We start from the raw sequence: 26,970 nt of genomic DNA, 5'->3' as shown, positions 1-26,970 counted from the left end.
GAGCAGAAAAATTTGAAATTTAATGTCATATTTTTGGAAGTCACTTGGTAATGATTATTGAAAATGAAAATCATTAGCAAGTATGGATCATCCAATGAAATTTAAAAAGCAAACTTTAGCACTACTGGTACATTGTTTTTGTATCAGTGGGGCTTATGCCGAAATAACGTCATCTGTTCAGATATTAGATAAGCCAGCTGTGGAAAGGACCTATCAAATTGCAGAGAACCCATTGGGCTACGTGCTGTCGAGCTTTGCGGCACAGTCTGGCATTGTGTTGAGCTATGATTCTAATCATTTAAAAGGGTTAAAAAGTAAGGGAATATCAGGAAAGTACTCAGTTCAGCGCGGTTTTGACTACTTACTGGCGGATCAACCTTATCAAGTGATCAAACAAGGGCAAACCTATCTTTTAGTTCCCAAAACGAGCTCCATGCCCAGTCATGCAGAAAAACTGAGTTCTAATGCGAATACGCATTCACAATTAGAGCAGCATGTTAAAGCTATTGTGGCCATGCCAGAAATAAAAGTGAATGCCGAACAACAAAAGCAAAGGGTAAATAGTACTCATCTTGATCGAGAACAGATTAGCCGATTTAGAGGAACGGGTAATGGGGATGTGTTTTCCGATATTGCAGGGGTACAGGTTAACAGCTTACGTAATGAAGCAGGTGCAATAGATGTTGGAATCCGTGGCATGCAGGGTGAAGGGCGCGTTCCTGTGATCATTGATGGTAGTTTACAGTCCAGTCATACCTTCCGAGGTTATCAAGGTGAGAGTGACCGTACTTATATCGATATGGATTTGATCAGCCAAATCGAGGTTGAAAAAGGTGCATCTCGGGCTAAGTTTAGCGTAGGCGGAATAGGGGGAATTGTAAAAATGCGAACCCTAAGTGCCAATGATATTTTATTGCCGAATCAAAATGCAGGTGTCATGCTCAAAGGAAGTTTTTATAACAATAACAGAACGCCTCAAACCTCAGATAATGAAAAGGAGCAAATGTCTTATTTGCTGCACAATAAAATTTCATCTAACAATTTTCAAAATGGTGCTGGTACATTGGCGCTGGCTTATCGAAACGATATGTTTGACTTAGTCGCTGCTTATAGTAAGCGAGAAGTTGGTAATTACTATGCTGGAAAACATGGCATTGAGTATTACGAAAAGCGCGATATAGTCGATGTCGGTCCAGGCCAAGAGGTGGTGAATACCAGTTATAAAAGTGATTCTGGCATTATTAAAGCAGGAATGAATATCACCGATGAGCATCGTGTCGAAGTAAACTTACGCCGTCATGTTCAAAAAGCGGGTGAGGTGATGGCCTTTTACTGGAGTCGATCGAAAGTGATTGATCCCAACTCTCCACCATATGGGTATATTGATGACGAGTATGTTGAGCCACGATATATAGAAGATGCCTATACCATGCCACAGTGGTCTCTAGGTTCAGCAGCTGTGAATGCATTCAGCACCAGTTATACTTATAAGCCGAAGCATAACCCTTTGGTAGATCTCGAATTAGGTGTTTGGCATACCAACGCTAAATATCGCCAGCACAATGGCATGATTGGGATGAAGAATTCCAGTTATGGAGATCAATACTGGGGGAGTTTCCAAGATTATCGTAGTGGTCTGAATCTAGAAAATACCAGTAAATTTGATCAGGTCACATTGAATTATGGCTTAACCTACGATGAACAGCGTATGAAGCCGCGTCATCTGGTTGATCATGAAATTGCACGGGATGGATTACGCAAAGAGTCCTCAGTTTTTCTGAATGGTGACTATGCTTTTAATGACTTTAGTTTAAGTTTAGGGAGTAAATGGCATAAAGCCAAAGTGAAAGACTATGGTGATCAGTATCGACCAATGACACCTGTTGTGCATTCAGACTTAAATAATAAGGGTTATGTTGTACGTGACTTTGGAGGAAACATCGATTGGATGTCTCAACTCAACTATAAGTTATGGGACGGTATTGATCTTTATGGAAAACTCTCCAATACACATCGTAGCCCAAGTCTGTTTGAATCAACTGTTTCAGGTCAAACCTTTAGTTATGATCCAGACCTGCCGATTAAACCTGAGAATTCACGTCTTATTGAGTTAGGATTTATCGGTGAGCGTGACAACGTGTTTGCTCAAGATGACCATTTGAAATTTAACCTGAATTATTTCCGCAATCAAACTAAGGATTTTCTAACACAAGGTGTGCAAAGAAAAGATATTCCGAACCAAATTACGCCTGACTTTATTCTTCCCTATACAAGCTCTTATACATTCGTCAATTACAATCAAGTTGTAATGAAGGGTTTGGAGTTTGATCTTTCCTATAATCATCCGAGTTTCTTTACCAGTTTGAATGGAACCTTGTATCAAGCACCTAAAGTCTGTCCTGCAAGTAAAGCGGAATGTAATGAAGTGGGTGATTCTTGGAGTCTGATTTCAACTCGTTTGCCACCGCGTAAGATTTTTAATATTACGGTAGGCAAAAACCTATTTGAAAATAAACTTATTGTCGGTGCGCGTGCAAAATATCATTCTGAAAAGACCAACCCTAAAGGCTGGTTGGCAGGTACAGGTGTAAGTGGACGAGCTGTGACGGAAATTTCTTCTGAAACTTTAATTGATCTGTTTGCAAGCTATAAGTGGAATCCAAATGTTGCCTTGTCATTTAATGTCGATAACTTAACAAATCGCTATAACTTTGATCCTGGTACAGTGATTGGTATGCCGATTCCAGGGCGTACCATCAAAGCAGGCATTGAAATGAAGTTCTAAGAGATAAAACGATAAGGTTCTTAGCCTAGAGCCTTATCGTTGTTTTATCACAGTGGATTCATTCTATCGTCAAAATTTTCCAGTAACGGAAATACTAAGGCTTGTAAATCATCTATGTTCTGCAAGTAGTGTTCGAAATCACTCACAATCTTTTGTCTATCTTCTTGGCTGATATAAGGCACATGATAGGCAAGGAATGGAGGCAGTACTTCAAAGCCGACATAGGCGAGTGTGCCACGTTGCAATGATGATAAATAATGCTCTATCAGCCCATGTACAGAACCTTCACCAAACATATGTTCACGACCACCGAGTGTTAAACATAACATGGCTTTTTTACCACGCATACCACCATGATTATAAAAGCGCTTACCGCCATAAAATAAGCCAGATACGAATACACGATCAATCCAACCTTTCAAGATGGCAGGTACAGAAGTCCAGTACAAAGGGAAGCTAAAAATAACCAGATCAGCACGTTGAACTTTTTCAATTTCAGCTTGGATATCTGCTGAAAATTGCTGTTGTTTAAATGCATGGCGTTGTTCTAAAGCATAATTAAAATAATCAGGTTGATTCAGGCTGCCAAAATCATCTTTAGACGCAACAGGATTAAAGTTCATTTCATAGAGATCGGAAACCTCGACAGTATGACCTTGCTGTTCAAAGGTTTGCTGTGCTGTATCTTTAAGCGCAGAGGTAAATGACTGCGGTTCAGGATGCGCATGTACGATCAAAATATGCATGATTTCACCAGTTTAATATCTGAGTTTTTTAGATAGAGCTACTATGCTTAAATCGAGAAAGATGTCATAGTTCATTAACCGCCAATATTTACCATTTTACGCCAATTTTTCGCTGTTTCATGGAGACTGCATGAATCCAGAATTACCCGGTACTTATGTCAACCTATTAGTGGATGTCATACAAAAATGGAATGTATCTTCAGAACAACTTTTGTCTGGAACAGGGATTTCTGCACACACTTTAAATGTGCCGTTTTGGTATGTAGATTTCGATATCTTTAATCATTTATTGGATAAAGCAGCTTTGTTAACGCATGAACCTGCGATTAGTCTCTATCTTGCAGAGGAAATGCGAGTCTCTTGCTATGGTCATGTCGGCATTGCTGCAACTGCCTCTGACACATTAGGCGATGCTATCAAAATTCTAGAACAGTTCATTGGCTTACATTGTTCTGTGTTTAAACCTAAATTAAAGATAGAAGGTGACTTGGCTTATTTGTATTTCAACCAACCCTCACAAAAATTTAAGTTAAACCGACATGGAATGATGTTCTTGATTTTGGGTTTTTCACAAATTTTGGAAAACTTAGCCCAAAATAAACTTGGAATCCAGTTTAAGTTCCAACAAGACAAACCAGATTTTTATAAAAATACTCATAAATTCAATTATTCAAATATCAGTTTCGAGTGTGAAAAAGATTGTTTAAGCTTTCATAAGGCATCGCTATCACTCCCGTTAAAGACCGCAGATGCCTTATTGGCTCGGCTAAGCAAACAACAATGTGAGCAAGATGTCGATAAGCTTGCGTTGAAAAGGGATCAAAAAAATCGCTTGGATTCACAAGTCAAAGCCTTGCTATATGATGGAGATATTGGCTTCTTATCGCTGAAACAGGTCGCTGAAAAACTCCATCTCTCAGAGCGTACCCTACAGCGACAGTTAAGCAATAAACAAACGTCTTTCCAAAGTCTTGTAGCTGAAGTACGCAGGAATCAGGCGGAGCAGTTATTAAAACAGTCTAAACTTTCGATTGAGCAAATTGCAGAGCGTTTAGGCTATGCCGATATTTCCCATTTTTCACGGGCATTTAAAAAGTGGACCAATGTAACGCCTAAGTTTTTCCGTGAAGTCAGCATTGGTCGACTTTCTTCATAGAGATTAGCTCCACCAATATCGAAGGATATGGAAAAAAATCGGTGCAGAGAAACAGATCGAGTCGATACGATCTAACATACCACCGTGACCTTGAATGAGCTGTCCCCAATCTTTCACACCACGATCGCGTTTGATCGCAGACATGACTAGTCCACCAAAGAAACCAAAAATACAAACAATCAAACCAATCAGAGCCGCTTGCCAGTAATTGAATGGGGTGAGTGATGACATCAATACACCGAGTGCGGTTGCGAGAGCAATGCCGCCAATTAATCCTTCAACGGTTTTTGATGGGGAAAGCGTAGGGGCAACTTTATGTTTTCCAAAAAGTTTGCCACATACGTATTGCAGCACATCTGAGGCTTGTACTACCATAATCAGCCAAATTGCCAACCAAATTTTTTCTCCTTTAAATTGGGGTAAATCCAGATTTAACAGAGCGGGGACATGTGAGATACAGAACACACTCACCATAAGCCCCCATTGGATTTTGGCACTGCGTTCCAAGAAGTGTGTGGTATCTTCCAACTTTAAACTGGCAATTGGAATCAGTAAAAATACATAGAGTGGAATAAAAATCGAAAATAACCCATACCAATTGGTATAGACCAAATAGTATTGATAAGGAATAACAAAATAGAACGCAATCAGTAAAGGCAGATAGTCGCCACGCCGTGTGGGTAATAAACTAATAAATTCACGTAATGCAAAAAAGGAAATAAGGCCAAACAGGACAATAAACGCAGTTTTTCCTAATAGAATAGCTGCTGCCAAGACTATCAGCATGATCCACCAAGCATTGATACGCGCATTCAGGTTATCAATGACAGGAGAAGGGGCTGTACCTGCTTTTTGTTTGAGGATAAAACCGATACTAGAGGCGATAATCAAGATAACTGCAAAGATGCCAAACAATAGATAAGTTTGTTGTAAATTGTCTAAACTCATTGATTCTCAGCCTCTTTTAATTTCAATAATTGCTGCTGAGCATGCTGCAAGAATTGATCTTTGCCCGTGAGTTGATCAAGTGCTAAGGGTTCACCAAAGATGACAGTAGAGAGTAGAGGCAAGGGGATAAATGCGCCTTTAGGCATGACTCGTTTTAAATTAGAAATCCAAACAGGCACAACTTCAACGTCAGGGAATTGCTGGCTGAGATGATAAAGGCCACTTTTAAACTGCAGCATCTCTACATCATCATTTAAATTACGTGTCCCTTCAGGGAAGAAAATAATGGAATAGCCTTCTGCCAAGACATCTTTGACTGGCTGTAAAGGATCTTGCTGATCACTACGATTTCGTTGAATGGTAACACCTGAAAAAGTATCTTGAATCAAAAAGCGTCTCAGCCCATCTTTGAGCCAGTAATCTGATGCTGCGATTGGTCGTGTTTTGCGACGGATGTGGGTGGGTAATGAAGACCATAATAAAATGAAATCAATATGGCTATTATGGTTGGCATAATAGATCCTTTGCTTAAGTTCAGGTTCACAGCCGACCCATAAACTTCGAGCACCTGTTAACAACCGTGCACCACGACGGGTAAGAAATGCGATAAAACGAGCAACGGATTGCGTAATTATATTTCTTTTCATTCAACCTTCATCTATGCGTTAATTTATAAAAAAGTACAATAAATACAGAATACTGAATTAAGACAATGAAGATCTGTATTTTTAACAGTCTTAAGCAGCCTTTGAAGCGTATCGACCAATCACGACCCGTTTTACTGGATGGAATCAGTTGCAAGTTTAACAGGGATTGATCCAATTGTTGGGTAAGACGGTCTATATCCTCTGGTTGGTCCACCATATGCTGTAACAGGCCACGATCAAATTCAATCCGAATAAATAAATAATGGTGAATCGCTAATAGAGCAGTGACCAGTAACAGTAGGATCAAGATCGGGATACTTGAAAATAAAAATAAGCTTACAATTGATAAAACAAAGGCTAAATATCCTGATTTTAAAAGAGCCTGACTTTGCTTTAGCAGTTGGCTCACTACAACAAAATTCATTTTCATGGCTGTATCTCCTGAGAGATCAGTTGTTGGAAATTTTTAATTTCAGCAATATGTGTCTCACTCAAAACAATCCACGGACGCGATCGTTGTATTAAGGCAATCGCTTCTTCAACGGTAGATACGTGGTCTTGTAGCAATAACCATGCAATCAATACACTACAACTACGTGAATAGCCAAGCGCACAAAAAATCAGAACTTTATGTGGTTGATTGATTTGTAGTAAAGGTTGGATAAAATGGTCGAATGCTACTGCGGCGACCAACAATTGTTGACTTTGGACAGGGATTAAATCGAGCGTGCTAAATTTTTCATAATGTTGTACCTGTTGATTTACCGCTAACTCAGCACAGCAATCAAATAAGGCATTGTATTGTTTGCTATGTTCAGCAGATGGAATACGGCCTAGATACAGATCAACGCCATTGAGTTGCAAAATCAATGAGTCTTCAGGATGTCGATAGGTCCAAACACGACTATTTATCCATGCGACTAGAGAATAAGGTGCGAACAATAACCATGCAGCGACAGTCATTTGACCATTTTCTTGCTTTTGGAAAAAATGAGGTCTAACCAAAAAGTATGCTAAAGCAACTAAGAAAAGACTGATTGCTGGATATAACATCCATAGCCATACACCTTTAAATAAAAATGCAGGTACCAGACACAGCAAGGCACCTATGAGATAAAAACACCCTAATTTTAAATGTTTGCCTGTAATTTGCTGTAAGCTATCTTTTTGATAAGGTGCTTTAACGGTGAGAGGAAATAGCCATAAACACAGTGCACCAACCAATAGCCCTAAAGGAATATCAATAAAGTGATGTTGCCACGTGGTTAAGACAGAAAGTCCGATTAGAAAAGACCAAAGATGAACCAACCAACGATAGCTTGGCTTGATATGTCGACGGTAAAAATCCCAGAGAATGACCAATAAAACGATATGTAATGAAGGTGCTTGATTAAAGGGTTTATCAAAACCCATCAATACATCAAACCATAATCCAAAAAAACCATGTAATTCAGCACGTTCAAAACTGAATTTTAAAGGAAAGATTAAAAAACAACTTATCGAAATAATCTGGGCAGCAAATAGCCTAAGCGAATGTTGTTTTAATTCAAATCTATTCCAACATAACAATAGTGACAACCCATAAAAAAGGTCAATTGACCAATACGGCACAATGGTCCATGCCCAAAGTGGGATATGATGCTCCCATTCAAACACAATACTCGGAACATTGCTGAGGCTGGATGCATATTGATTTGCAAAACCATAGGTTAAAAAGAAAAAGGGTGCTAAAAAGACTAAGCAGAGTAGTCCCCATTTCCAAGTACCGGGCTGGCGATCTAAAATATTATTTTGCATAAAGGTCTTTATTTAAATTTTTTGAGCAACTGAAACTGTAAAAATCCCAAATTCATCAATACATTGATCTACTTTTTTAAAGCCTGCTTTTTCAACCAGTGCATCCATTTCGGCTTGCGAGCGTAACCGCATTACCCAAGCATCACCTTGACGATGTGAGGTAAGCGCACGTGCAATAAACTCTTGTTGTGGGTGCCAAATTTGTCCTGTGTATATCAGGAAGCCACCTTGTAACATGGCTTGATGAATACCTGTGAGTGATTGTCTTAATAAGTCATTATCACTAAACAACTCATAAAGCCCTGAAACAATCACCAAATTTGGCTTAGGTTTAACTTTGGCCAATGACGCCGTGTCAAAGGCATCACCGAGTTCAAATTGGGCAATATTGTCCAATTTCCGCTCTTGGATTAATGCTGTACCTGACTCAACATTTAATTCACTATAATCTCTTAATAAAACGGATTTCGGTGTTGTTGGAAGCTGACTGACTGCATCTAAAATATAGCGGCCATGACCCGCAGCAATGTCTAGGATGCGAACATCTTTACGTTGCTTGGTCAATGCTTTCGCATATTTTGCCAATAACTGCTCAATATGTTGTTTACGTACGCGAATGCCACGCCAACCAATCGCATTTAAATATTGCTTATCGATAATATTGCCAAGAATGTTTTTGCTTTCACCTTGATTTCTATAAACAAAATCTAAAGTGCTGCCTGAGTCATAACCAGTATCTTCACCAATTTTTAAGCCATGCGAGAATTTACTACCGAGCTTTAAATTACGTTTGGTTAAATTCCAGAATAGCTTTTTGATGGAAGCAGCGGGAAGTGGGCTACTCAATTGCTCAGCTGTCGCACAACTTGTACCAATTTTATCGGCATTCAATACATCTGGGGCCTGATAATCCTCAACAAAGCTTTGCAAGATAAAACGACGGATTTTTTCGATTGCAATATGGCGGTCTTTTTCACCTAAAGTATCGTGATAAAAACCATCTAGTACATGGAACTCTTTACGTGGATGAGGAAGCTTTTCATAAAATTGTTGTTGTGGCTTACGGAATACTACAAAATCTGATCCAGAGCATAAAACTTGTGTAGGAACAAAGATATTTTGTGCATCATTAACGATACGTTCTGACGCTGCATATAAGCCTAAAAGCATTCGTACAGAAATGGCTTTGGCAATTTGTGGATCTGTATCATAAGTTTTCGCACGATCAACATCATGCGTCAGCATATTGGCTTTTACATAGCTGGTAATAAAGAAATTACCTTTGAGTTTACTTAAAACAGTTAAACCTGCTTTTGCAAATGGTACATACAGTTTGATATCAAATGCGGGTGAAGCTAAGCATAAGGCTCTGATTTTTGGAGCATAATCATGTACCCATGTCGCTGCCAAAACTGCGCCAACGCTTTGACCAATGACGGCGATATTGGTTGATACAATGTTATACGTCGATTCAATATGTTGTACAAAAGATTGAATATCTTTCACACATGCAGAGAAACTTGGTGCATCGCCACGTAAACCTGGGGAATCTCCATGTCCGCGTGCATCCCACGCAAAGAAATCAAATTCTGGTAGGTTGAGCTCATTGACCAAATGCGCCATACGTCCAGAGTGTTCATGACCACGATGGAATAAGATAATTGCTTTTTTTGTCTCTTTTTCTGCAGTTGCAGGCCAGTGTTGATAGGCTAATTGGGTATCATCATGACTGATAAACACATGTTTTTGTGAGCTTTGCATCTGATTTTCCTTAAAGTTGAATACTATTTTTAATACGGTTATAAGTTGTCAAAACCAATAGCGCTGCAATAAAAATAAGCAGCCCATTACAGATATAAATTATTGAATTTATGTAATTATTTTCAATTAAATACGGGCTGAAACTGACAAGCACAGCAATTAAACTAAACCAAAATGCACGATCACTTTTACCCATAGGACCATCATAACGGCGTTCCTGACCAATTAATGGAGCCATAACGCCAGCATATTCACTCAGAATCGCTAGAAATACAACAAAACCCAATAAATAGGAATTAATGAAGGCTAAGCCCAAAAAACATAAATACAGCGCAGAATCGGAGATAACATCACAAATTTCATTTAAATATGCACCAAGTTTTGATTGTTGATTAAACTCACGTGCGAGCATGCCATCAATTGCATTAAAACCCATACGAACTAACATCCATACAGGAAAGAATAAAAACAGAATTAAAGGTTGTTGGTAAAGATGCAGGCAGTAAAGTGCAACAGCTAATACAACAGAGATTAGCATTGCTAAAAGCGTAACCTGATTCGCTGTAATCTTTTTAGAGTAAAGCCATTGTACAAATGGGCGAAGTAAATTCTGAAATGCTGGTTTTAATTGATAAATCGAAGGCATTGTTATTGATATATGCATACTTATATAGTGAATAGCATTGTGTGTAACTTTCTAATGTATGTCAACAGACATTGGGATAGCAGGAAAATGGTAATTGCAGAAGTTGCTAAGCACCATATTTAACAATTACAATATTTCGCATAATAACTAGATTATGTTATTTATCAATGTGTTAGATATACCAATAAAGCCGTGATTTTCACGGCTTTTTTTGTATGTCAACAATGCAATGCTATCGGCTGCACTCGATTGATATTTAACATCAATCTTCATTATGCGAAATCGAAGCGGAGGAGTGAGGAGGGAGGATGAGCGGAGCGACAGACCGACCCGACCGAACGACGACAATAAGATTTCGCCATGGGAGAGGGCGACATAATATGTCGTGACAGAAGTTTTCGTCCACCATCTCTAGTGGTGGACTATGGTCTTAAATTTAAGACTTTCGCGTAATTAAAAAATGCACCAATGAGGTGCATAGTTAATTTTTCATCTTTGGTGCCTAGTATTCTGGGTCGACGTTTATTATCAATCTGCTTTTTTTATTTCTTCGATATATTTTGTTACATCTTTTGCGCTAATGTCTTTTAAATGCTTGTAAATCAAGGCATTAATTATGTCTGCTTCTTCAATTCTCTCTTTAGTTTCGATAATAAAATCAAGTGATTTTTCTTTAATCGACTCTACGAATTCCCCACGAACTCTATAAGTTTTTGATAAGTCTGATTTTTTCATGTGATGTCTCAACATTGTTTAATGCAACAACATTATTGTGTCACACGTTGCAGTGTTGCGCGCAATTCTGTTATATTTCTGTCAAAATGTTGCGTGTGATGTTGTTGCACGTTTGGGGTTGGTTCTGCTTTGGGCTGAATTATGTTGGATAAAATCGTAATGCATATACCTGTTGATATGTCTCTCGTTGATGTGCGAGAAGACGGCAGATATTGCGTTTTCGGTATGGATTTATTCGATATTGGTATCAGAGTTGAATCACGCTCTTGTTACAAGGATGACGATGGCACAGTTCAACACCATGTTTTAAATCATCCTTACTCTAAGCTGCCGACTTCTTTTACCGAGATGGCTTTTAAATTTTTCCATGAGGGGACCTATATCCCTTATGTCGAACTTAAATGCAGTCCTGCGAAGATTCTCCAAGGTCATAACGTTTACGGAACTGACTGGATAGAGCAGGGAGCTTTAGAGATGCTGGGCTATTTGGCTGAGACTCAACCTGTGCTGTATGGGCTATTAGCGATAAGTGAAACTGAGGTTCGACACTTGGATGTAACTTATTCGGCTCGTTTACAGGATGAGAATCAAGTCCGTAAAGCTCTAGAGTTTCTTAGGAATTTATCAACGCAGTACATTGGTAAATCTGAGAAACAAGTGATTCATAAGAATACTGTTTATTTCGGTGCCGAACGTTCTAAACGCTTTGCACGCAAGGTTTACGGTAAACATTGTGAATTTATGGACCAATTAGCAGACCTTAAAGAACTGGCTAAGAAGAACGATAAGAACGCCCAACGCGTTGTTGCCGTTATGTCTGACCCTGAACTTCAAGAATATGCAAAGGGTCTACTTCGTTTTGAAACTGGCGTTAAAGCCTTCGCACTTCGTGAATTAAATATACCTACTAATCTTTTTCAATTAATTCGTTATCAACGTGAAAATCCTTATTTCTTGCGTAATTTGTGGGTAAAAGCCAACCGTGAACTATTTAAAGCCCTAGAGGGTCAGACTATGAAAGCTACAGATCATGAAACTATTTTTAAAGAAATTTCTAATAAATTACAGAAAGTTAGAGAAAATGACGTTGTCACAGCAGGTCGTTCAGATAAGATTTTCCAGTTTTATCAATTTCTAGAGAATAAGGGTCATGCTGAGGCTAAGGCTAAGTTTGAGCATCAGTATTTTAAATATATTTCTGATTTGGTTCAGTGTGGTTTTACTGAGGAATACATCAGGAATTTGGCTTCTAGACCTGAAATCAATCTAGACCATTTCACAGCTTATACCATTGTTTTTAATCGTTTTAAAAAGGTTTCTAAAGGTGGAACGGTTTCATTGACTGAGGCTCGTAATACCTTTGAATTTTACAAAGCAATTGAATCAGAAGGTTATGACGCTGTTCGTGGCCGTTATAGCAAAGCTCAATTTATTCTGCTCGTTAATAAACTTAAGAGTTGCGGATATTCGAAGCTGACTCTCCAGAACTTACATGTTCAGACCAAGAACAACATCATTTTATTTGTTAAGCACATCGAAGTTAATTTCGAATCTCAATTACCAAGCAATTTTATCGAACCGATTTCTACTTTCAATCAGCGTGGACTACGCATCGTCGCATAAGGATTTTTATCATGTCAGCACAAATTATTTTTAATGCCAAATTACTCAAGATTGATGTCAAGGCTGATCCAAAGACTGGACAGCCGAATATGCGTCTTATTTTTAAATCACAGAAGTTTGACCGTGGTTTAGAGGAAATGGTTGATTGCTCGCAACCAGTCAAAGTAGATCCTGAGCATCATCACTTATTAGAGTTTTATAAGTGCTACCAGAACAAAGAAATTTATCTGCCTGTGGCATTGGTAGCTGTGGATGGGAACGTTTATTTCCGTACGGCTGACGATGGCAAGCCGTTGATGCTGAAAGAAGAAAAGCAACCTGAATTAAAAACTGCTTAAGGATCTCGTCATGACTAAGAATGTAGTTGTACCTACAGTTGCTCATAAGGTTGTAAGGGTTTATCCGAAGCAAGGTCAGATTGAACGTATCGTTACTAATTTAGAAAGAATTTCTAGCAACCTGCGTATCGTGCAATCAGATATTGATCTTGAAGATCATGAAAATCTTGTTGGAAGACAAATTGAATATCTAAGATTACAGATTGCAGAACTAAAAAGCCTTTACGAATCAAAGGCTTAAAATACGAAATTTCGTATAATGTATAATATGTTAATAAAATCAATAACTTAGGTGATAATCATAATGGCACAGTTTGAATATAAATGCAAGAAATGCGGTAAAACCTTCACGGTTCACGCTCAATACTGTGTCCATTATTACACCTGTGGGGCTAAAAAATGACTGAGGTTGAACGCGCACAACTTGCGCTTGAATTGCTTAATGCATTCGTTCCTTTGCTAGTGGGGGCGTTTCTTTTGGGCTTATTGGTCGGTGTTTTTTTCTTTAGTCGTCTTGCTGATTTTATTGATCGCATTGCTGATAAGAAAAAACCAAATCAGGTCACTTTTTCTTATCAGTCTGGTACTTACGAACAAGAATTATATCGCTTTGAAGACAAATATTACCCGTTAGAGGATTACGAAACGCTTTGTAATCTTCGTAAATACAAAATCAAACGGGTGTAACGAATGGCTTATCTCTGCAATGAATTGGTTACTAATTCACAAACGGGGCGTCTTGAATGTCTCCAGTGGGTTATTTACCAATCTAGCGGTGTTTTGCCTGAATTATCGACTGCGGACAAGAACAGTCTTCTTTTATGGATGATTGGTATTTTCATGGTCGTTTTTACTCTCAAACAATTAAGAAAAATGTTTGGGGCATAACTTTAAAAAGGAGAGTTCTTATGAACGCTAACAAAGAAACACAAAAACGTCTTGAAACATTAAAACGTTTCGGGGTTGGTACTGGTGCTTTAACTGGTGTTGCTCTAATGACAACTCAAGCGAATGCTTTGGATGTTACTACAGCAACAACAGGCTCAACTGCAAAGACTGATATTGAAACAGGTGCTTTGTGGATTCTAGGCATTGTTATTGTCATTTTCTCGGCTCGAAAGGTTATTGGTTTCTTCAAATAACTTTCATTAAGTGAGTGCTAAACGATGACTGAATCAGATTGGAATTGGATACAGCTTTTTGTGATGGCACTCGCTTTTTATCACATGCTTAAGTAGTTATTTAGAGGGATTTTATGATTTTTTTTAAATATCTACTTGGGTGTGTGGCTTTTTTTTTATCTGCAAATCTTTATGCAGCTACATGTCAATCAGGGATAAACAAAGATTTATCTGTAGCTAGTTCAATTATTAATTCCACACAAAGCTATGTATGTAATAACTCTTGTCGATACAAACTAAACTCATGTGTTGACGTTGATATTGAAGGTCAAGTCGGAACATGTGCAGCTACATCAACGGGCGAAAATTGTAATGGTTCTAACCCTGATCCAGTGCAACCGCAACCGACAGAACTTGAGTGTAATGTTGATTCTTGTCCTAATCCCAACGGTTTAAAATGCCCAACTGGTTATGTTTCAGGTACTTTTAACGGTCAGAAGATCTGCGCAAAAAGCAAAGATAATGAGCCTGATACTGAATGTGACCCTGCAACGCAAAATTGTGATGATTTACGTACAGAGCGAATTGTTCAAGCTGTAGATAATGCCAATGCTGATATTACTGGCAGTGTTAATAATTTAGGCGAACGTATGGATGGCCCGTTGGGTGCAATCAAGGATGGTCTACAAGATATTTCTGATAAATTAACTGCTATTGCTGACAAGATCAGAAGCGGTGGTACTGGTGGTACAAATCCCGATGGCGGTTGGGGTGATGTAGATACTTCACCATTCAATGCAGAAGTACCAATTCAAGAAACAGAAGCAAAGGAATTAGATTCTGGTCTATTTACTTCTTCTGCGCAATGTCCTGCAAATAATGTACTTTCATTGCCGAATTACAATATTAATTATCAATTTGATTATTCAAAAATCTGCGACTTTTTGAGTTGGTTTTCATATTTAGTGATGATCTTCGCTTATATCGTAGCTGCTTATATAGTGATTAAAGCATGAAGTGCTTGCTTGCTTTTTTGCTATGCATCTTCTCATTTAATGCATTTGCAGGTGAATATTATCCTGAGTCACGAGCTAAATCGTATAGGGATGCTGACATAGTTGGCTCATCGGGTACAACGACCTGTAATGGAAATCAGACGTGTTTTATCCCTGTTTATGGGTGCAAGGGTGAAGGAGAATGGTTAGAGACATACTATAAAGAAAACGGCTCTATTAATGCTGCTTACTGCAATTCATGTCCAACGGGTTTCGGTAAAGGTAGTGTCTATGATTCAGAAGGAAATTTTTTATATTTCAACTGTCAGAAACCTTGTGATTCGGGATTTAAGCTATTACGTGGCATGTGCCAATCATGTCCTGAGATTTACAAAGAATGGCGTGTAGATAATCCCGAAATTGGCGAGCAATGTTTAGCAAAAAAATGCCCTTCAAATAAGATGCTTGACACTAAAACAGGCACTTGCATTGATTATGACCCTAAATGTGAACAACAAGGTATGGAAACAATTCTTCCGCCTTCAGGTGCTACGTTTAAGGCTTTCTGTTCAAATTATTGCAAAAAAGATCCAAGTCAATTTTTACCAGGCACTCCTATGGAGTATCGATCTTCTAATTTTGCCGACCCTAATTTTTACCAATGTCGCCCTTATCCATCATGTCCTCAAGGAACACAAATAAGAATTAATCAGACAAAGCTTGGCTCTACGTATTACGAAGATGTTAAGTGTGAAAGCCTGTGCAATTCCGATGAGTTTTTAATTGATGGTACTTGCTATCAAAGATGCCCAAAGGATCACTTTTTTATTGATGGTCAATGTACAGATAAAGACCCGATAGTAGAGTCAGTAAATAATTTTAATTGGAATGTATCAGACGCATTTTCATTATTAGGGGATTTTCTTGAAGATTCTTTTATTCAGATTTTAGATTTATTTTCTGTATTCAATGATGGGCTTGATGATTTAGATGACGCGGTTGAGAACAATGTTATTAATCCTACTGGTGAGGAGTTGCCCGATTCAGTAGATACATCAGAAATGAATGCTGAAACACCTTTTAAGCAGCTTCCTGCATTTACGAAAGATTTCTTTAATTTTTACGATCAAAACTATTACCCAAACAATCCCCAATGTCCTGCTGATCGCACAGTAGTACTTCTTAAAACTGAATACACATTTAAATATTCAAAACTTTGTACCCCACTAGAAACTCTATCTAAATTATTAATGGCTCTTGTTCTCTACTTATGTGCAAGAATACTTTGGAGTGATGACTAATGCCTGCATTACTTATAACGATCTTAACTGCTTTTGCTTCATCACTTGTGGCTCGACTTCTTTTGGGTGCGGGTCTCGCTTTTGTCACTTATAACTGGATTAACGACATTGTCGCTAATATCCAACTTGAAATTGGTCATCTATTTAATGGCTTGCCTGCTGATTTCCTTGGCTTAATTTCGATTTTAAAAATTCCTCAAGCTGTCAGTGTCGTTGTTTCTGCACTGGGACTAGCTGCTTTCATTAAGACTTCTAAAGTCTTTCTCGGGAGGTTTGGAGGATGAGTTTACTAATATCTGCACCAATTCGAACAGGTAAAACACTCAAAGCAATGGAGCTTTGCTATGAATATTTAAATAAAAGTCGTCAGGTTTACACGAACATTATTGGTATAAAAATTCCGGGGGTTATCTCTGTTAGTTCCGATATTGGCGAACCTTATGACTGGCGTAATCTACCTAACGGATCTGTTCTTATTTGGGATGAGGCTCACGAGCATCCTGCATTCTCTGAACAAGATCTCTTAAAAAATTATAAGATTGACGAAACACCATTCGATCATTTGTTATCTGTTTTAAATCGTGAACCCAATATCACACCTGCAAAAATTAAAGAAAATACAGCCACTGTAGAGAAGCGTAAGAAAGAAGCACTGGAACGTAAGAAAGAAGAAATACGCGATATAGGACGTGCATTGCTCATGCATGGTCATCATGGAATTGAGATTATATTTATCACTCAAAGACCTTCTAAGCTTAATCCTGACGTTCTAGCGTCTGTTACAACGCATTTTGTGATGCGGCGTAAGTTTGGTATGGATGCTGCTATTATTTGGGAATTTGGCGAAGCTATGACATCTTGGTCACGTTCAACTGCTGCTACAGCATTGAATAAGACCTTGTGGCGTTATCCCAAGCATTTATACAAGTTCTATGTCTCCAGTGAGAACCATCAAGTAAGGAAGTCATTTCCGCTTAAATATGCCGCATTTGGATTAGTCCCTTTGGCAATTTTTGGCTTGGCTACAAAAAATTCTATGGATACGGGTTTCTTTGGTTTTTGGGGCAAAAAAGAACAACAACATGTCGCGCAAACCCAAGGTACACAACCTGATACGGGTGACAAGGTAATCTGTAACCAAGCTAATGCATATCTTCCTCAGTGCAAAGATTTGCTTGATCGAGTGAAACCCCAAACATTAGAACAAGGTGATGGCATTAAAACTCAAATTACTAATGTCGTTTACTACAATCCAAATGACCCATATGCAACGGTTACAAGTCCTGTTCAGCAGCTCAACAATGTTGATTTCCCACGAGTGTCAGGATGCATCAAATATGCTGGTAAATACCATGCAATAGATCAACAGGGTAATTTGATGCCACAAGTCAATCAACAAGTCTGTAAACGATGGCTTGAAGATGGTGAACGTCCTTTCGATTACTTCCGTAAAGAGCAACAACAGTATCAACAGCAACAACCTGTACGGGTACAACAGAAACCACAACAGGACGTTAAACAGTTTGATGCTGAATACATTGCCCGCATTCAAGAAGCTAAACAACAGGGTTTAATTTGATTTGAAAGTATTTCCCTTTGATTACTAAAGGCATGAATATGTTCTATCGCAGAAGTAACCAAAAAAAGCCGTTCAGGGGAATTGCGAGTCCCTGTAGCAGTGCGGAAGGGTCGCAAGGCGTAGTCTACGGATTTTTGCAAGATTACACCTCGAAATACGTTGAATGTCGTTATTGTGGGCGTACAATGTTATATTCACAGCAGACAAGACATACAACAATTTTTCATACAAATGCTACTGGGGGGATAGAGCTATGACAACTGGAGATATTTTAGGGATAACTGTAATCATCTTGGCTTTCTTTTTTTGTTTTGATCAAGTCTTTGATTACGTCAAAGAAAAGTTAAAGTGATTGGCATTTTCTTCCATCTTCCAAGCCGAGTGCTCCTGACCTGAAGAAAATAAAAATGCACTTAAGTTATTGATAGTTCGTAGAGGTTAAAAAAATGGATTGGCAAAATATTCCACTTTTTGATTGGTTTTTAATAGTATTTTTTTCTATTGTTGTAGTTGCTACTGCTCTCGTATTTTTATGGGCATTAATTGTTGGTTTGTTTGAATTAAAAGGTTACTGAGATTTCGCATAATGGGGAATATGTTCAAAGCCCAAGTGATTTGCCTGGGCTTTTATCCTGGTTCCATGTCTCACACCAGGTGAATTTATCCAGGGCTTTTGTCCTGGTTCCTGGTCTCACACCAGGTGAATTTATCCAGGGCTTTTATCCTGGTTCCAGGTCTCACACCATGTGAATTTATCCAGGGCTTTTATCCTGGTTCCATGTCTCACACCAGGTGAATTTATCCAGGGCTTTTGTCCTGGTTCCTGGTCTCACACCAGGTGAATTTATCCAGGGCTTTTATCCTGGTTCCAGGTCTCACACCAGGTGAATTTATCCAGGGCTTTTATCCTGGTTCCAGGTCTCACACCAGGTGAATTTATCCAGGGCTTTTATCCTGGTTCCAGGTCTCACACCATGTGAATTTATCCAGGGCTTTTACCTGGTTCCAGGTCTTACACCAGGTGAATTTATCCAGGATATTTTTATGCTGAGATTTCGCATAATAACTAGATTATGTTATTTATCAATGTGTTAGATATACCAATAAAGCCGTGATTTTCACGGCTTTTTTTGTATGTCAACAATGCAATGCTATCGGCTGCACTCGATTGATATTTAACATCAATCTTCATTATGCGAAATCGAAGCGGAGGAGTGAGGAGGGAGGATGAGCGGAGCGACAGACCGACCCGACCGAACGACGACAATAAGATTTCGCCATGGGAGAGGGCGACATAATATGTCGTGACAGAAGTTTTCGTCCACCATCTCTAGTGGTGGACTATGGTCTTAAATTTAAGACTTTCGCGTAATTAAAAAATGCACCAATGAGGTGCATAGTTAATTTTTCATCTTTGGTGCCTAGTATTCTGGGTCGACGTTTATTATCAATCTGCTTTTTTTATTTCTTCGATATATTTTGTTACATCTTTTGCGCTAATGTCTTTTAAATGCTTGTAAATCAAGGCATTAATTATGTCTGCTTCTTCAATTCTCTCTTTAGTTTCGATAATAAAATCAAGTGATTTTTCTTTAATCGACTCTACGAATTCCCCACGAACTCTATAAGTTTTTGATAAGTCTGATTTTTTCATGTGATGTCTCAACATTGTTTAATGCAACAACATTATTGTGTCACACGTTGCAGTGTTGCGCGCAATTCTGTTATATTTCTGTCAAAATGTTGCGTGTGATGTTGTTGCACGTTTGGGGTTGGTTCTGCTTTGGGCTGAATTATGTTGGATAAAATCGTAATGCATATACCTGTTGATATGTCTCTCGTTGATGTGCGAGAAGACGGCAGATATTGCGTTTTCGGTATGGATTTATTCGATATTGGTATCAGAGTTGAATCACGCTCTTGTTACAAGGATGACGATGGCACAGTTCAACACCATGTTTTAAATCATCCTTACTCTAAGCTGCCGACTTCTTTTACCGAGATGGCTTTTAAATTTTTCCATGAGGGGACCTATATCCCTTATGTCGAACTTAAATGCAGTCCTGCGAAGATTCTCCAAGGTCATAACGTTTACGGAACTGACTGGATAGAGCAGGGAGCTTTAGAGATGCTGGGCTATTTGGCTGAGACTCAACCTGTGCTGTATGGGCTATTAGCGATAAGTGAAACTGAGGTTCGACACTTGGATGTAACTTATTCGGCTCGTTTACAGGATGAGAATCAAGTCCGTAAAGCTCTAGAGTTTCTTAGGAATTTATCAACGCAGTACATTGGTAAATCTGAGAAACAAGTGATTCATAAGAATACTGTTTATTTCGGTGCCGAACGTTCTAAACGCTTTGCACGCAAGGTTTACGGTAAACATTGTGAATTTATGGACCAATTAGCAGACCTTAAAGAACTGGCTAAGAAGAACGATAAGAACGCCCAACGCGTTGTTGCCGTTATGTCTGACCCTGAACTTCAAGAATATGCAAAGGGTCTACTTCGTTTTGAAACTGGCGTTAAAGCCTTCGCACTTCGTGAATTAAATATACCTACTAATCTTTTTCAATTAATTCGTTATCAACGTGAAAATCCTTATTTCTTGCGTAATTTGTGGGTAAAAGCCAACCGTGAACTATTTAAAGCCCTAGAGGGTCAGACTATGAAAGCTACAGATCATGAAACTATTTTTAAAGAAATTTCTAATAAATTACAGAAAGTTAGAGAAAATGACGTTGTCACAGCAGGTCGTTCAGATAAGATTTTCCAGTTTTATCAATTTCTAGAGAATAAGGGTCATGCTGAGGCTAAGGCTAAGTTTGAGCATCAGTATTTTAAATATATTTCTGATTTGGTTCAGTGTGGTTTTACTGAGGAATACATCAGGAATTTGGCTTCTAGACCTGAAATCAATCTAGACCATTTCACAGCTTATACCATTGTTTTTAATCGTTTTAAAAAGGTTTCTAAAGGTGGAACGGTTTCATTGACTGAGGCTCGTAATACCTTTGAATTTTACAAAGCAATTGAATCAGAAGGTTATGACGCTGTTCGTGGCCGTTATAGCAAAGCTCAATTTATTCTGCTCGTTAATAAACTTAAGAGTTGCGGATATTCGAAGCTGACTCTCCAGAACTTACATGTTCAGACCAAGAACAACATCATTTTATTTGTTAAGCACATCGAAGTTAATTTCGAATCTCAATTACCAAGCAATTTTATCGAACCGATTTCTACTTTCAATCAGCGTGGACTACGCATCGTCGCATAAGGATTTTTATCATGTCAGCACAAATTATTTTTAATGCCAAATTACTCAAGATTGATGTCAAGGCTGATCCAAAGACTGGACAGCCGAATATGCGTCTTATTTTTAAATCACAGAAGTTTGACCGTGGTTTAGAGGAAATGGTTGATTGCTCGCAACCAGTCAAAGTAGATCCTGAGCATCATCACTTATTAGAGTTTTATAAGTGCTACCAGAACAAAGAAATTTATCTGCCTGTGGCATTGGTAGCTGTGGATGGGAACGTTTATTTCCGTACGGCTGACGATGGCAAGCCGTTGATGCTGAAAGAAGAAAAGCAACCTGAATTAAAAACTGCTTAAGGATCTCGTCATGACTAAGAATGTAGTTGTACCTACAGTTGCTCATAAGGTTGTAAGGGTTTATCCGAAGCAAGGTCAGATTGAACGTATCGTTACTAATTTAGAAAGAATTTCTAGCAACCTGCGTATCGTGCAATCAGATATTGATCTTGAAGATCATGAAAATCTTGTTGGAAGACAAATTGAATATCTAAGATTACAGATTGCAGAACTAAAAAGCCTTTACGAATCAAAGGCTTAAAATACGAAATTTCGTATAATGTATATTATGTTAAATAGAATATCTGAGTTTGTAGCCTACACAATATTGTTTCATTACGCGACATATAAGTTGTCATTTGCGACAGATGTTATGTCATTCACATGTCTAATGTTGTGCATAGCATTCAAATTTAAATTACAACTTGGGTATTACGGGTTTACCTAATTTGATGAACTTTTTTAATATTGTTACACATGCATGTACTTCATTGACCTGACTCTTGAAACTTTTTGGCTCAACTTTTCCCTATTTTTCATGCTGTCCAACCTAGAGTTCTTAGCAATTCTTTAGCTCTAATGAATGACCCTTTTATCTTTCCAACATATTGTATGCGCTTATCAAGCTTCAATGATCTAACATCAGCATCTATATCATTGTGAAGTTTACGCAGCTCATTTAGTAGAATAAAGAATTTCTATTACTCTGATGAAATACTACTTGGTTACTGTTCTTAAAAAATCTCCTGAATATTTTATGTCTTTAAAAAGAATTTTTACGAAAATGTAATAAAATATTTCAATACCTTAAAATACATTTATCCCTTTTCCTATGCTTTCTTAAAATATATTCATGAAGCTTTAAAAGTATCACTAGGTTTTAATTAAAATGTATTTAAACCACTCCGCCTTTATTAAGTATATAAAAGTCTTAGTAAATTAATCTTACTTAAAACCCTAGCTAAAAATTGATAATAAGTATCTAAAAAAATTAAACTTAGCTCTTAAACCCTTGAATATATTTTAAGACTAGATATTAAAGTCTTTAACTTTTAAAAATGCATATTTAGATAATAAAAACAATGACTTATATGAAACTTATACTCTATTTTTTGATTTTTTATGGAAAATTTTGGTCTTAAACAAGAAATATGGAAAATTGTAGTTTTTATAAAATTACTATATTTTTATAAAAAATTTAGGAGCTTTCGAGATGATTAAAAGTATCCAGCAAGTAAAAGAAGAATTTAATAGTTCTGGTATATCAATTGCGGAATGGTCAAGGGCGAATAATTTCCCTGCTCAATTGGTCTACCAAATATTGAATCACACACGCATTCCACAAAGAGGAAAAAGCCATCTGATCGCAGTGAAGCTAGGTATAAAGCAATAGAAATTTATTCTTATAGGTTTATATAAAAAAACGACTTATGTTTGCAGACATAAGTCGTTTGATTCCAATACAGAAATATTGAAACCTCTTACTCAAAGTATCTTCTGTATTGGGCAATTCGTCAAGCCCTACATTTTGTTTTTTACAAAGTGAATAAATAGGCTCGTTTCTGAATAGCAGCCCTGCTGTTTTTTCAAACGAGTTAAGGAAGGTACTCAACATGAAAAAATATAAAGATGATCCAAACTCAAATCTTCATGAGCAGATCGAACTTGCTTTTAAGCGGGGCTCTGATATTGCAGGTGTCTTGCACGGCATCAGGAAAATTCATCAAGGTAGCGTTGGTAAGCGTACCTCGTTATTTCCTAGTAAGAAAAATGCTGGAATGATACCTATTGAAAGTAATTTGGAATTAGCATATGCAATTGAATTAGAGAGAGATCTTTCTGTTGTTTACTATCGGACACAAGCATTAAAAATCCAATTAAGCCAATATGAATCAAATTATCCTGACTTTTTAGTTAAATACTCTGATGGCCGTGTTGAAGTCCATGAAGTAAAACCAGATAAACATAATTTGACGGAAAAAAAAGCTAAGAAACACCAGCGAATTAAAAAAATAATAAATTACCATAACATACAATATAAGGTAGTTGATAAAAATGATGTTGTGTTGGGATTTAACCAAAGTGCATTATTATATTTTTATCAACGCTTAGGAATACAATCGTGGACAGATCAGCTGATAGATAAAGCAATAAAAGTCATTCCTACTCATGGTCGATTACTATTCACAGAAATACAAAAAATACTTGAAAACAATAGTTTGCCTGTTGATATAGCATATTACTTAATATTTTATAAATATATTCCTATGCCAGTTTACATCCCAGCTCTAGTAGAAGCAGTCAGATCTCGGGGGCTACTATGAACTCACATTTGTTAATCCCAAAGATAGGATTAAGATTTTTGCTAACTGGAACCTCCTATGAAGTTAGTTGGACAAGTCAAGGGATAGTACGTTACTCAGCAATCACTGGGGGAAAAATCTACTCAATTAGTATCGAAAAATTTACTGAAAAATATCATTCAGGTGAGATCAAATTAAATGGAGATTTATCTGACTCACTATTAAGTAAGGAAAAAACTAGAGATCTATTGAGAAAACAAGAATACATTAAAACCGTGTTAAATTCAGTTAGTCATCCCTATTCATATCCTAATGTTTATAAGACAATTATCGATGTTTCAAGACGAATAAAGGATCATTCTCCCCCCTCGCCCCGTTCAGTCATGAGGTGGATAAAACTGTATTTAGATAATGACAAGGATCTTTATGTCTTAAATAAAATCAAGGCAGGAAATAAATTTCTTCGATTCAATATTGAAATTGAGCAAATTATAACTCTTGCAATTAGAGAGTGCTATTTAGAACCGAAAGAACATCGAAGCAGCATTGATGTTATAGCATTTATCAAAGCAAAAATGCTTGAGCAAGATATAAACGTTAATCAATGTCCATCATTACGTACTATTCAACGAAGAATTAAGCAGTTGGATCCTTACATCATATTACGAGCAAAAAAAGGTGCGAGAATCGCAAATACAACATTTAAAGCTGCTGGAATAAAAAAAGAAAGTCCATTTGTAATGGCAATAGTCGAAATTGATACTCATTATTTAGACATATTTATTATCGATGAGGAATCAAAAGATGTTATGGGGCGTCCTTTTCTAACTTGTGCTATCGATATCTTTACTCGTTGTATTGTTGGATGGTATCTAAGTATGCTACCTGTTAATGCTTCGAGTACTCTTGCAACTTTTAAAGATATGTTGAATAGACCACATAATGGTCTTCCAGGTGGAATTCCTGCTTTAATTATCCCTGATAATGGTGTGGAATTTAAAAACAATACAATGAGCAAAATATGCTGTGCACTAGGTATTACAATTCAGCCAGCTCAAAATAGAACCCCTGATGATAAAGCTAAAATCGAACGTTTTTTTGGGACAATAACTCATAATCTGATTCAAAAGATAAAGGGGACCACATTTTCAAATCCTCGAGAAAAGGCCGATTATGATCCCAAAAAAAATGCTAGCATTACTTTAACTAAATTAAGATCCTATCTAACTGAATGGATTGACGAAATTTATCATAAAAGTATACATTCAAGTATCAGTCGAGCACCCATACTTGCATGGAAAGATGCAGTTAAAATAAGCCCTCCTATTCTGCTCTCAAAATCTCAGATTGATGTGCTTACACGGAAAACTTTTAAAAGAAATATAAATCATGGTCAGATTAAATTTCTGTATTTAACTTATAAATCTCACGTACTGGCAACATTGTCAGCTCAAGGGATACTTGAAGTTATCCTTATGGTGGATGAATCAAATCTAGAATATATTTATTTTCAAGATCCATTAGATAGTAGTAATTATATTCGAGCTGATTCAACTGATCCAAGCTATACAAGAGAGTTGACATTGTATGAACATGAGTTAGTTCTCGAAGAAAAAAAGAAAATAACAAAAGCAGATAAAGAAAAATTAGGTGAACATGTAACAGATTTTGCACGATGGGCTTTACATCAGCGTATTCAATCGGATGTTAAGTTAAATAAAAAAGCGAAACAACTTAAGATTGAATTGCCAAATCATTTAAAAAATCTTTTGGATGACCCAATAGAATTTAATCTAGCTAAAGAAGAAGTATTTAGTTTCAGTAACTTACCGCTTATGACAGCACAGACATCAGACTTAGTTTCAGATAATCTATTCGATGAAAGAGATAACTATTCAGATTTTTCAACTTGGGAGTTTGATAATGAATAGTGATCAAGTTATTTTAGATAAAATTAATAAAATCATGCAACTAGTTATAGTTTCATCTGAATTTAATACAGCTTATAAAGGGATTTTGCTTTGTGCAGAAAAAAATAAAATATACGCTCAGCCATTTGGTTGCTTGTTATTAGCAAAGGGTGGCTTAGGAAAAACAACTCTCTGCCAAACTATTGTGAAAAAGCATCCCCCTACTTATCGGATTGAGGAGGGATTTAAGAAGTCCATAGTCCCTGTGTTTTATATAGAAGTACCCTCACCAGCTACTGTGAAATCTGTTGCAAGTTGTATGTTAAATGCTTTGCATGATCCTGCTCCATTTTCAGGGAGCACAGCGCAGATGAATCACAAACTTGTAGCACTGTTAAAAGTATGTGAAACAAGGCTGATATTTATGGATGAATTTCATCATTTGTTTGATCTTCAAACTTCGACCAAACGAATGAATACAGTGGTATGCAATTGGATAAAAACCTTGGTGAATGAAACTGGTATTTGCTTTTGCCTAGTAGGTCTACCTGAGTTTGAGTCGTTATTGAAGATTGATAGTCAGCTTGCACGAAGATTCTCACAAACCTTTAAGCTGAATCATCTTAAAGTTACAAAAATAGATGAACCAGGAACATTACATGCATTCCTTCATCAAATTTCATTAAATATCGAAAAATACTTAAATATTAAATTTGAACCTTCTTTAACAAGTCAATTATTAGCTTTACAGATTTATATAGCTACAAATGGTCACCATGCCTACCTCATGCTTCTTTTAGAAAGTTGTCTTTTCCAAGTGATGAAAAAAGATGAATATACAATAACGATTGAGGAGTTTATTAAAGCATGGGATGACGGTATTACTTCCTATGTAAGTAAAACCAGATCAAATCCATTTCGTCTAGATATGACTAGTATTTCCTCAAAAATAAGAAACACTTAATTCTGATTGTATGTCGAAATC

At 37.3% G+C, this 26,970-nt stretch carries 28 protein-coding genes and 1 pseudogene; 20 read left to right on the top strand and 9 right to left on the bottom strand.

Annotation, left to right across the window (positions count from 1 at the left end):
* The first annotated feature begins 94 nt into the window (after nt 1-94).
* Complete coding sequence (locus tag NDN11_RS09440) at nt 95-2,785, top strand: TonB-dependent receptor (protein ID WP_251109455.1); 2,691 nt, start codon at nt 95-97, stop codon at nt 2,783-2,785.
* Between the two features lie 47 nt (nt 2,786-2,832).
* Here the strand turns inward: NDN11_RS09440 and NDN11_RS09435 are convergent, their stop codons facing one another.
* Nucleotides 2,833-3,531 (bottom strand): NAD(P)H-dependent oxidoreductase, encoded by a 699-nt coding sequence (locus NDN11_RS09435; protein WP_251109454.1) that lies wholly within the window; start codon nt 3,529-3,531, stop codon nt 2,833-2,835.
* Between the two features lie 130 nt (nt 3,532-3,661).
* On the opposite strand from NDN11_RS09435, the gene NDN11_RS09430 reads away from it, so the two are divergent.
* On the top strand, nt 3,662-4,687 hold the full coding sequence (locus NDN11_RS09430; protein ID WP_251109453.1) for an AraC family transcriptional regulator: 1,026 nt from the start codon (nt 3,662-3,664) through the stop codon (nt 4,685-4,687).
* Between the two features lie 3 nt (nt 4,688-4,690).
* Here NDN11_RS09430 and NDN11_RS09425 read toward each other — a convergent pair whose 3' ends face one another.
* The 7 genes from NDN11_RS09425 to NDN11_RS09395 form a co-directional block, all read right to left on the bottom strand.
* A complete protein-coding gene (locus tag NDN11_RS09425) occupies nt 4,691-5,635 on the bottom strand; it encodes a phosphatidate cytidylyltransferase (protein WP_251109452.1) in 945 nt (314 codons plus the stop codon).
* Complete coding sequence (locus tag NDN11_RS09420; RefSeq protein WP_251109451.1) at nt 5,632-6,282, bottom strand: lysophospholipid acyltransferase family protein; 651 nt, start codon at nt 6,280-6,282, stop codon at nt 5,632-5,634. The genes NDN11_RS09425 and NDN11_RS09420 overlap by 4 nt, the downstream gene beginning before the upstream one ends.
* Nucleotides 6,283-6,289: 7 nt before the next feature.
* On the bottom strand, nt 6,290-6,712 hold the full coding sequence (locus NDN11_RS09415; protein ID WP_251109450.1) for a hypothetical protein: 423 nt from the start codon (nt 6,710-6,712) through the stop codon (nt 6,290-6,292).
* Nucleotides 6,709-8,079 carry a phosphatase PAP2/dual specificity phosphatase family protein gene (locus NDN11_RS09410; protein WP_251109449.1) on the bottom strand — a complete coding sequence of 457 codons (1,371 nt, stop codon included), beginning with the start codon at nt 8,077-8,079 and terminating at the stop codon, nt 6,709-6,711. The genes NDN11_RS09415 and NDN11_RS09410 overlap by 4 nt, the downstream gene beginning before the upstream one ends.
* A 12-nt stretch (nt 8,080-8,091) precedes the next feature.
* Nucleotides 8,092-9,840: a bifunctional alpha/beta hydrolase/class I SAM-dependent methyltransferase gene (locus NDN11_RS09405; protein ID WP_251109448.1), complete on the bottom strand. Its 1,749-nt coding sequence runs from the start codon at nt 9,838-9,840 to the stop codon at nt 8,092-8,094.
* 10 nt (nt 9,841-9,850) lie between these two features.
* Nucleotides 9,851-10,486 (bottom strand): CDP-alcohol phosphatidyltransferase family protein, encoded by a 636-nt coding sequence (locus NDN11_RS09400; RefSeq protein ID WP_167247260.1) that lies wholly within the window; start codon nt 10,484-10,486, stop codon nt 9,851-9,853.
* Nucleotides 10,487-11,014: 528 nt separating this feature from the next.
* On the bottom strand, nt 11,015-11,221 hold the full coding sequence (locus NDN11_RS09395) for a hypothetical protein (protein ID WP_005230419.1): 207 nt from the start codon (nt 11,219-11,221) through the stop codon (nt 11,015-11,017).
* Nucleotides 11,222-11,362: 141 nt separating this feature from the next.
* Here NDN11_RS09395 and NDN11_RS09390 point away from each other — a divergent pair, with 141 nt between their 5' ends.
* The 10 genes from NDN11_RS09390 (at nt 11,363) to NDN11_RS18205 (ending at nt 18,753) form a co-directional block, all read left to right on the top strand.
* Entirely contained in the window at nt 11,363-12,844 is a 1,482-nt protein-coding gene (locus NDN11_RS09390; RefSeq protein WP_251109441.1) for a phage/plasmid replication protein, II/X family, read from the top strand.
* 11 nt (nt 12,845-12,855) lie between these two features.
* Entirely contained in the window at nt 12,856-13,182 is a 327-nt protein-coding gene (locus NDN11_RS09385; protein ID WP_251109440.1) for a hypothetical protein, read from the top strand.
* 10 nt (nt 13,183-13,192) lie between these two features.
* A complete protein-coding gene (locus NDN11_RS09380) occupies nt 13,193-13,423 on the top strand; it encodes a hypothetical protein (protein ID WP_251109439.1) in 231 nt (76 codons plus the stop codon).
* A 158-nt stretch (nt 13,424-13,581) separates the two neighbouring features.
* Nucleotides 13,582-13,869, top strand: coding sequence for a hypothetical protein (locus NDN11_RS09375; protein WP_251109447.1), 288 nt, complete (start codon nt 13,582-13,584; stop codon nt 13,867-13,869).
* Nucleotides 13,870-14,090: 221 nt separating this feature from the next.
* Nucleotides 14,091-14,324 (top strand): hypothetical protein, encoded by a 234-nt coding sequence (locus NDN11_RS09370; RefSeq protein ID WP_251109446.1) that lies wholly within the window; start codon nt 14,091-14,093, stop codon nt 14,322-14,324.
* 113 nt (nt 14,325-14,437) lie between these two features.
* Nucleotides 14,438-15,319 carry a virulence factor TspB C-terminal domain-related protein gene (locus NDN11_RS09365; RefSeq protein WP_251109445.1) on the top strand — a complete coding sequence of 294 codons (882 nt, stop codon included), beginning with the start codon at nt 14,438-14,440 and terminating at the stop codon, nt 15,317-15,319.
* Nucleotides 15,316-16,599 (top strand): virulence factor TspB C-terminal domain-related protein, encoded by a 1,284-nt coding sequence (locus NDN11_RS09360; protein ID WP_251109444.1) that lies wholly within the window; start codon nt 15,316-15,318, stop codon nt 16,597-16,599. Before NDN11_RS09365 ends, NDN11_RS09360 begins: the two co-directional genes overlap by 4 nt.
* Nucleotides 16,599-16,883 (top strand): DUF2523 family protein, encoded by a 285-nt coding sequence (locus NDN11_RS09355; RefSeq protein WP_251109443.1) that lies wholly within the window; start codon nt 16,599-16,601, stop codon nt 16,881-16,883. Before NDN11_RS09360 ends, NDN11_RS09355 begins: the two co-directional genes overlap by 1 nt.
* Entirely contained in the window at nt 16,880-18,178 is a 1,299-nt protein-coding gene (locus NDN11_RS09350; RefSeq protein WP_251109442.1) for a zonular occludens toxin domain-containing protein, read from the top strand. The genes NDN11_RS09355 and NDN11_RS09350 overlap by 4 nt, the downstream gene beginning before the upstream one ends.
* 446 nt (nt 18,179-18,624) lie before the next feature.
* Nucleotides 18,625-18,753 (top strand): hypothetical protein, encoded by a 129-nt coding sequence (locus NDN11_RS18205; RefSeq protein WP_285292122.1) that lies wholly within the window; start codon nt 18,625-18,627, stop codon nt 18,751-18,753.
* Between the two features lie 872 nt (nt 18,754-19,625).
* Here NDN11_RS18205 and NDN11_RS09345 read toward each other — a convergent pair.
* Nucleotides 19,626-19,832: a hypothetical protein gene (locus NDN11_RS09345; protein WP_005230419.1), complete on the bottom strand. Its 207-nt coding sequence runs from the start codon at nt 19,830-19,832 to the stop codon at nt 19,626-19,628.
* A gap of 141 nt (nt 19,833-19,973) precedes the next feature.
* On the opposite strand from NDN11_RS09345, the gene NDN11_RS09340 reads away from it, so the two are divergent.
* The 8 genes and pseudogenes from NDN11_RS09340 to NDN11_RS09310 all read left to right on the top strand — a co-directional run bounded on the left by NDN11_RS09340 (nt 19,974) and on the right by NDN11_RS09310 (nt 26,949).
* The gene (locus tag NDN11_RS09340; protein WP_251109441.1) at nt 19,974-21,455 is read left to right on the top strand and encodes a phage/plasmid replication protein, II/X family; all 1,482 of its coding nucleotides are present in this window, start codon (nt 19,974-19,976) and stop codon (nt 21,453-21,455) included.
* A gap of 11 nt (nt 21,456-21,466) precedes the next feature.
* Nucleotides 21,467-21,793 (top strand): hypothetical protein, encoded by a 327-nt coding sequence (locus NDN11_RS09335; RefSeq protein ID WP_251109440.1) that lies wholly within the window; start codon nt 21,467-21,469, stop codon nt 21,791-21,793.
* A 10-nt stretch (nt 21,794-21,803) separates the two neighbouring features.
* The gene (locus NDN11_RS09330) at nt 21,804-22,034 is read left to right on the top strand and encodes a hypothetical protein (protein ID WP_251109439.1); all 231 of its coding nucleotides are present in this window, start codon (nt 21,804-21,806) and stop codon (nt 22,032-22,034) included.
* A 951-nt stretch (nt 22,035-22,985) separates the two neighbouring features.
* On the top strand, nt 22,986-23,165 hold the full coding sequence (locus NDN11_RS09325; protein ID WP_251109438.1) for a DNA-binding protein: 180 nt from the start codon (nt 22,986-22,988) through the stop codon (nt 23,163-23,165).
* Between the two features lie 220 nt (nt 23,166-23,385).
* Nucleotides 23,386-24,096, top strand: a complete 711-nt coding sequence (locus NDN11_RS18240; RefSeq protein ID WP_353050820.1) for a hypothetical protein — start codon at nt 23,386-23,388, stop codon at nt 24,094-24,096.
* Nucleotides 24,093-24,686: pseudogene (locus NDN11_RS09315) on the top strand (transposase); the annotation flags it as partial. The gene NDN11_RS18240 and the pseudogene NDN11_RS09315, both read left to right, overlap by 4 nt.
* Before the next feature lie 129 nt (nt 24,687-24,815).
* Nucleotides 24,816-26,006, top strand: coding sequence for a TnsB C-terminal domain-containing protein (locus NDN11_RS18260; protein ID WP_502801372.1), 1,191 nt, complete (start codon nt 24,816-24,818; stop codon nt 26,004-26,006).
* Complete coding sequence (locus NDN11_RS09310) at nt 25,999-26,949, top strand: TniB family NTP-binding protein (RefSeq protein ID WP_251109437.1); 951 nt, start codon at nt 25,999-26,001, stop codon at nt 26,947-26,949. Before NDN11_RS18260 ends, NDN11_RS09310 begins: the two co-directional genes overlap by 8 nt.
* Nucleotides 26,950-26,970 lie beyond the last annotated feature (21 nt).

The organism is Acinetobacter sp. C26M (genome assembly GCF_023702675.1).
In the GTDB taxonomy this organism is placed as follows: Bacteria; Pseudomonadota; Gammaproteobacteria; order Pseudomonadales; family Moraxellaceae; genus Acinetobacter.
This window is presented reverse-complemented; position numbering and strand designations above follow the sequence as displayed.

What these genes read in the sequence shown, in the direction of transcription:
- NDN11_RS09440 (WP_251109455.1), top strand. Translation starts at nt 95, where the DNA reads ATGAAATTTAAAAAGCAAACTTTAGCACTACTGGTACATTGTTTTTGT.
- NDN11_RS09435 (WP_251109454.1), bottom strand. Translation starts at nt 3,531, where the DNA reads ATGCATATTTTGATCGTACATGCGCATCCTGAACCGCAGTCATTTACC.
- NDN11_RS09430 (WP_251109453.1), top strand. Translation starts at nt 3,662, where the DNA reads ATGAATCCAGAATTACCCGGTACTTATGTCAACCTATTAGTGGATGTC.
- NDN11_RS09425 (WP_251109452.1), bottom strand. Translation starts at nt 5,635, where the DNA reads ATGAGTTTAGACAATTTACAACAAACTTATCTATTGTTTGGCATCTTT.
- NDN11_RS09420 (WP_251109451.1), bottom strand. Translation starts at nt 6,282, where the DNA reads ATGAAAAGAAATATAATTACGCAATCCGTTGCTCGTTTTATCGCATTT.
- NDN11_RS09415 (WP_251109450.1), bottom strand. Translation starts at nt 6,712, where the DNA reads ATGAAAATGAATTTTGTTGTAGTGAGCCAACTGCTAAAGCAAAGTCAG.
- NDN11_RS09410 (WP_251109449.1), bottom strand. Translation starts at nt 8,079, where the DNA reads ATGCAAAATAATATTTTAGATCGCCAGCCCGGTACTTGGAAATGGGGA.
- NDN11_RS09405 (WP_251109448.1), bottom strand. Translation starts at nt 9,840, where the DNA reads ATGCAAAGCTCACAAAAACATGTGTTTATCAGTCATGATGATACCCAA.
- NDN11_RS09400 (WP_167247260.1), bottom strand. Translation starts at nt 10,486, where the DNA reads ATGCCTTCGATTTATCAATTAAAACCAGCATTTCAGAATTTACTTCGC.
- NDN11_RS09395 (WP_005230419.1), bottom strand. Translation starts at nt 11,221, where the DNA reads ATGAAAAAATCAGACTTATCAAAAACTTATAGAGTTCGTGGGGAATTC.
- NDN11_RS09390 (WP_251109441.1), top strand. Translation starts at nt 11,363, where the DNA reads ATGTTGGATAAAATCGTAATGCATATACCTGTTGATATGTCTCTCGTT.
- NDN11_RS09385 (WP_251109440.1), top strand. Translation starts at nt 12,856, where the DNA reads ATGTCAGCACAAATTATTTTTAATGCCAAATTACTCAAGATTGATGTC.
- NDN11_RS09380 (WP_251109439.1), top strand. Translation starts at nt 13,193, where the DNA reads ATGACTAAGAATGTAGTTGTACCTACAGTTGCTCATAAGGTTGTAAGG.
- NDN11_RS09375 (WP_251109447.1), top strand. Translation starts at nt 13,582, where the DNA reads ATGACTGAGGTTGAACGCGCACAACTTGCGCTTGAATTGCTTAATGCA.
- NDN11_RS09370 (WP_251109446.1), top strand. Translation starts at nt 14,091, where the DNA reads ATGAACGCTAACAAAGAAACACAAAAACGTCTTGAAACATTAAAACGT.
- NDN11_RS09365 (WP_251109445.1), top strand. Translation starts at nt 14,438, where the DNA reads ATGATTTTTTTTAAATATCTACTTGGGTGTGTGGCTTTTTTTTTATCT.
- NDN11_RS09360 (WP_251109444.1), top strand. Translation starts at nt 15,316, where the DNA reads ATGAAGTGCTTGCTTGCTTTTTTGCTATGCATCTTCTCATTTAATGCA.
- NDN11_RS09355 (WP_251109443.1), top strand. Translation starts at nt 16,599, where the DNA reads ATGCCTGCATTACTTATAACGATCTTAACTGCTTTTGCTTCATCACTT.
- NDN11_RS09350 (WP_251109442.1), top strand. Translation starts at nt 16,880, where the DNA reads ATGAGTTTACTAATATCTGCACCAATTCGAACAGGTAAAACACTCAAA.
- NDN11_RS18205 (WP_285292122.1), top strand. Translation starts at nt 18,625, where the DNA reads ATGGATTGGCAAAATATTCCACTTTTTGATTGGTTTTTAATAGTATTT.
- NDN11_RS09345 (WP_005230419.1), bottom strand. Translation starts at nt 19,832, where the DNA reads ATGAAAAAATCAGACTTATCAAAAACTTATAGAGTTCGTGGGGAATTC.
- NDN11_RS09340 (WP_251109441.1), top strand. Translation starts at nt 19,974, where the DNA reads ATGTTGGATAAAATCGTAATGCATATACCTGTTGATATGTCTCTCGTT.
- NDN11_RS09335 (WP_251109440.1), top strand. Translation starts at nt 21,467, where the DNA reads ATGTCAGCACAAATTATTTTTAATGCCAAATTACTCAAGATTGATGTC.
- NDN11_RS09330 (WP_251109439.1), top strand. Translation starts at nt 21,804, where the DNA reads ATGACTAAGAATGTAGTTGTACCTACAGTTGCTCATAAGGTTGTAAGG.
- NDN11_RS09325 (WP_251109438.1), top strand. Translation starts at nt 22,986, where the DNA reads ATGATTAAAAGTATCCAGCAAGTAAAAGAAGAATTTAATAGTTCTGGT.
- NDN11_RS18240 (WP_353050820.1), top strand. Translation starts at nt 23,386, where the DNA reads ATGAAAAAATATAAAGATGATCCAAACTCAAATCTTCATGAGCAGATC.
- NDN11_RS18260 (WP_502801372.1), top strand. Translation starts at nt 24,816, where the DNA reads ATGGCAATAGTCGAAATTGATACTCATTATTTAGACATATTTATTATC.
- NDN11_RS09310 (WP_251109437.1), top strand. Translation starts at nt 25,999, where the DNA reads ATGAATAGTGATCAAGTTATTTTAGATAAAATTAATAAAATCATGCAA.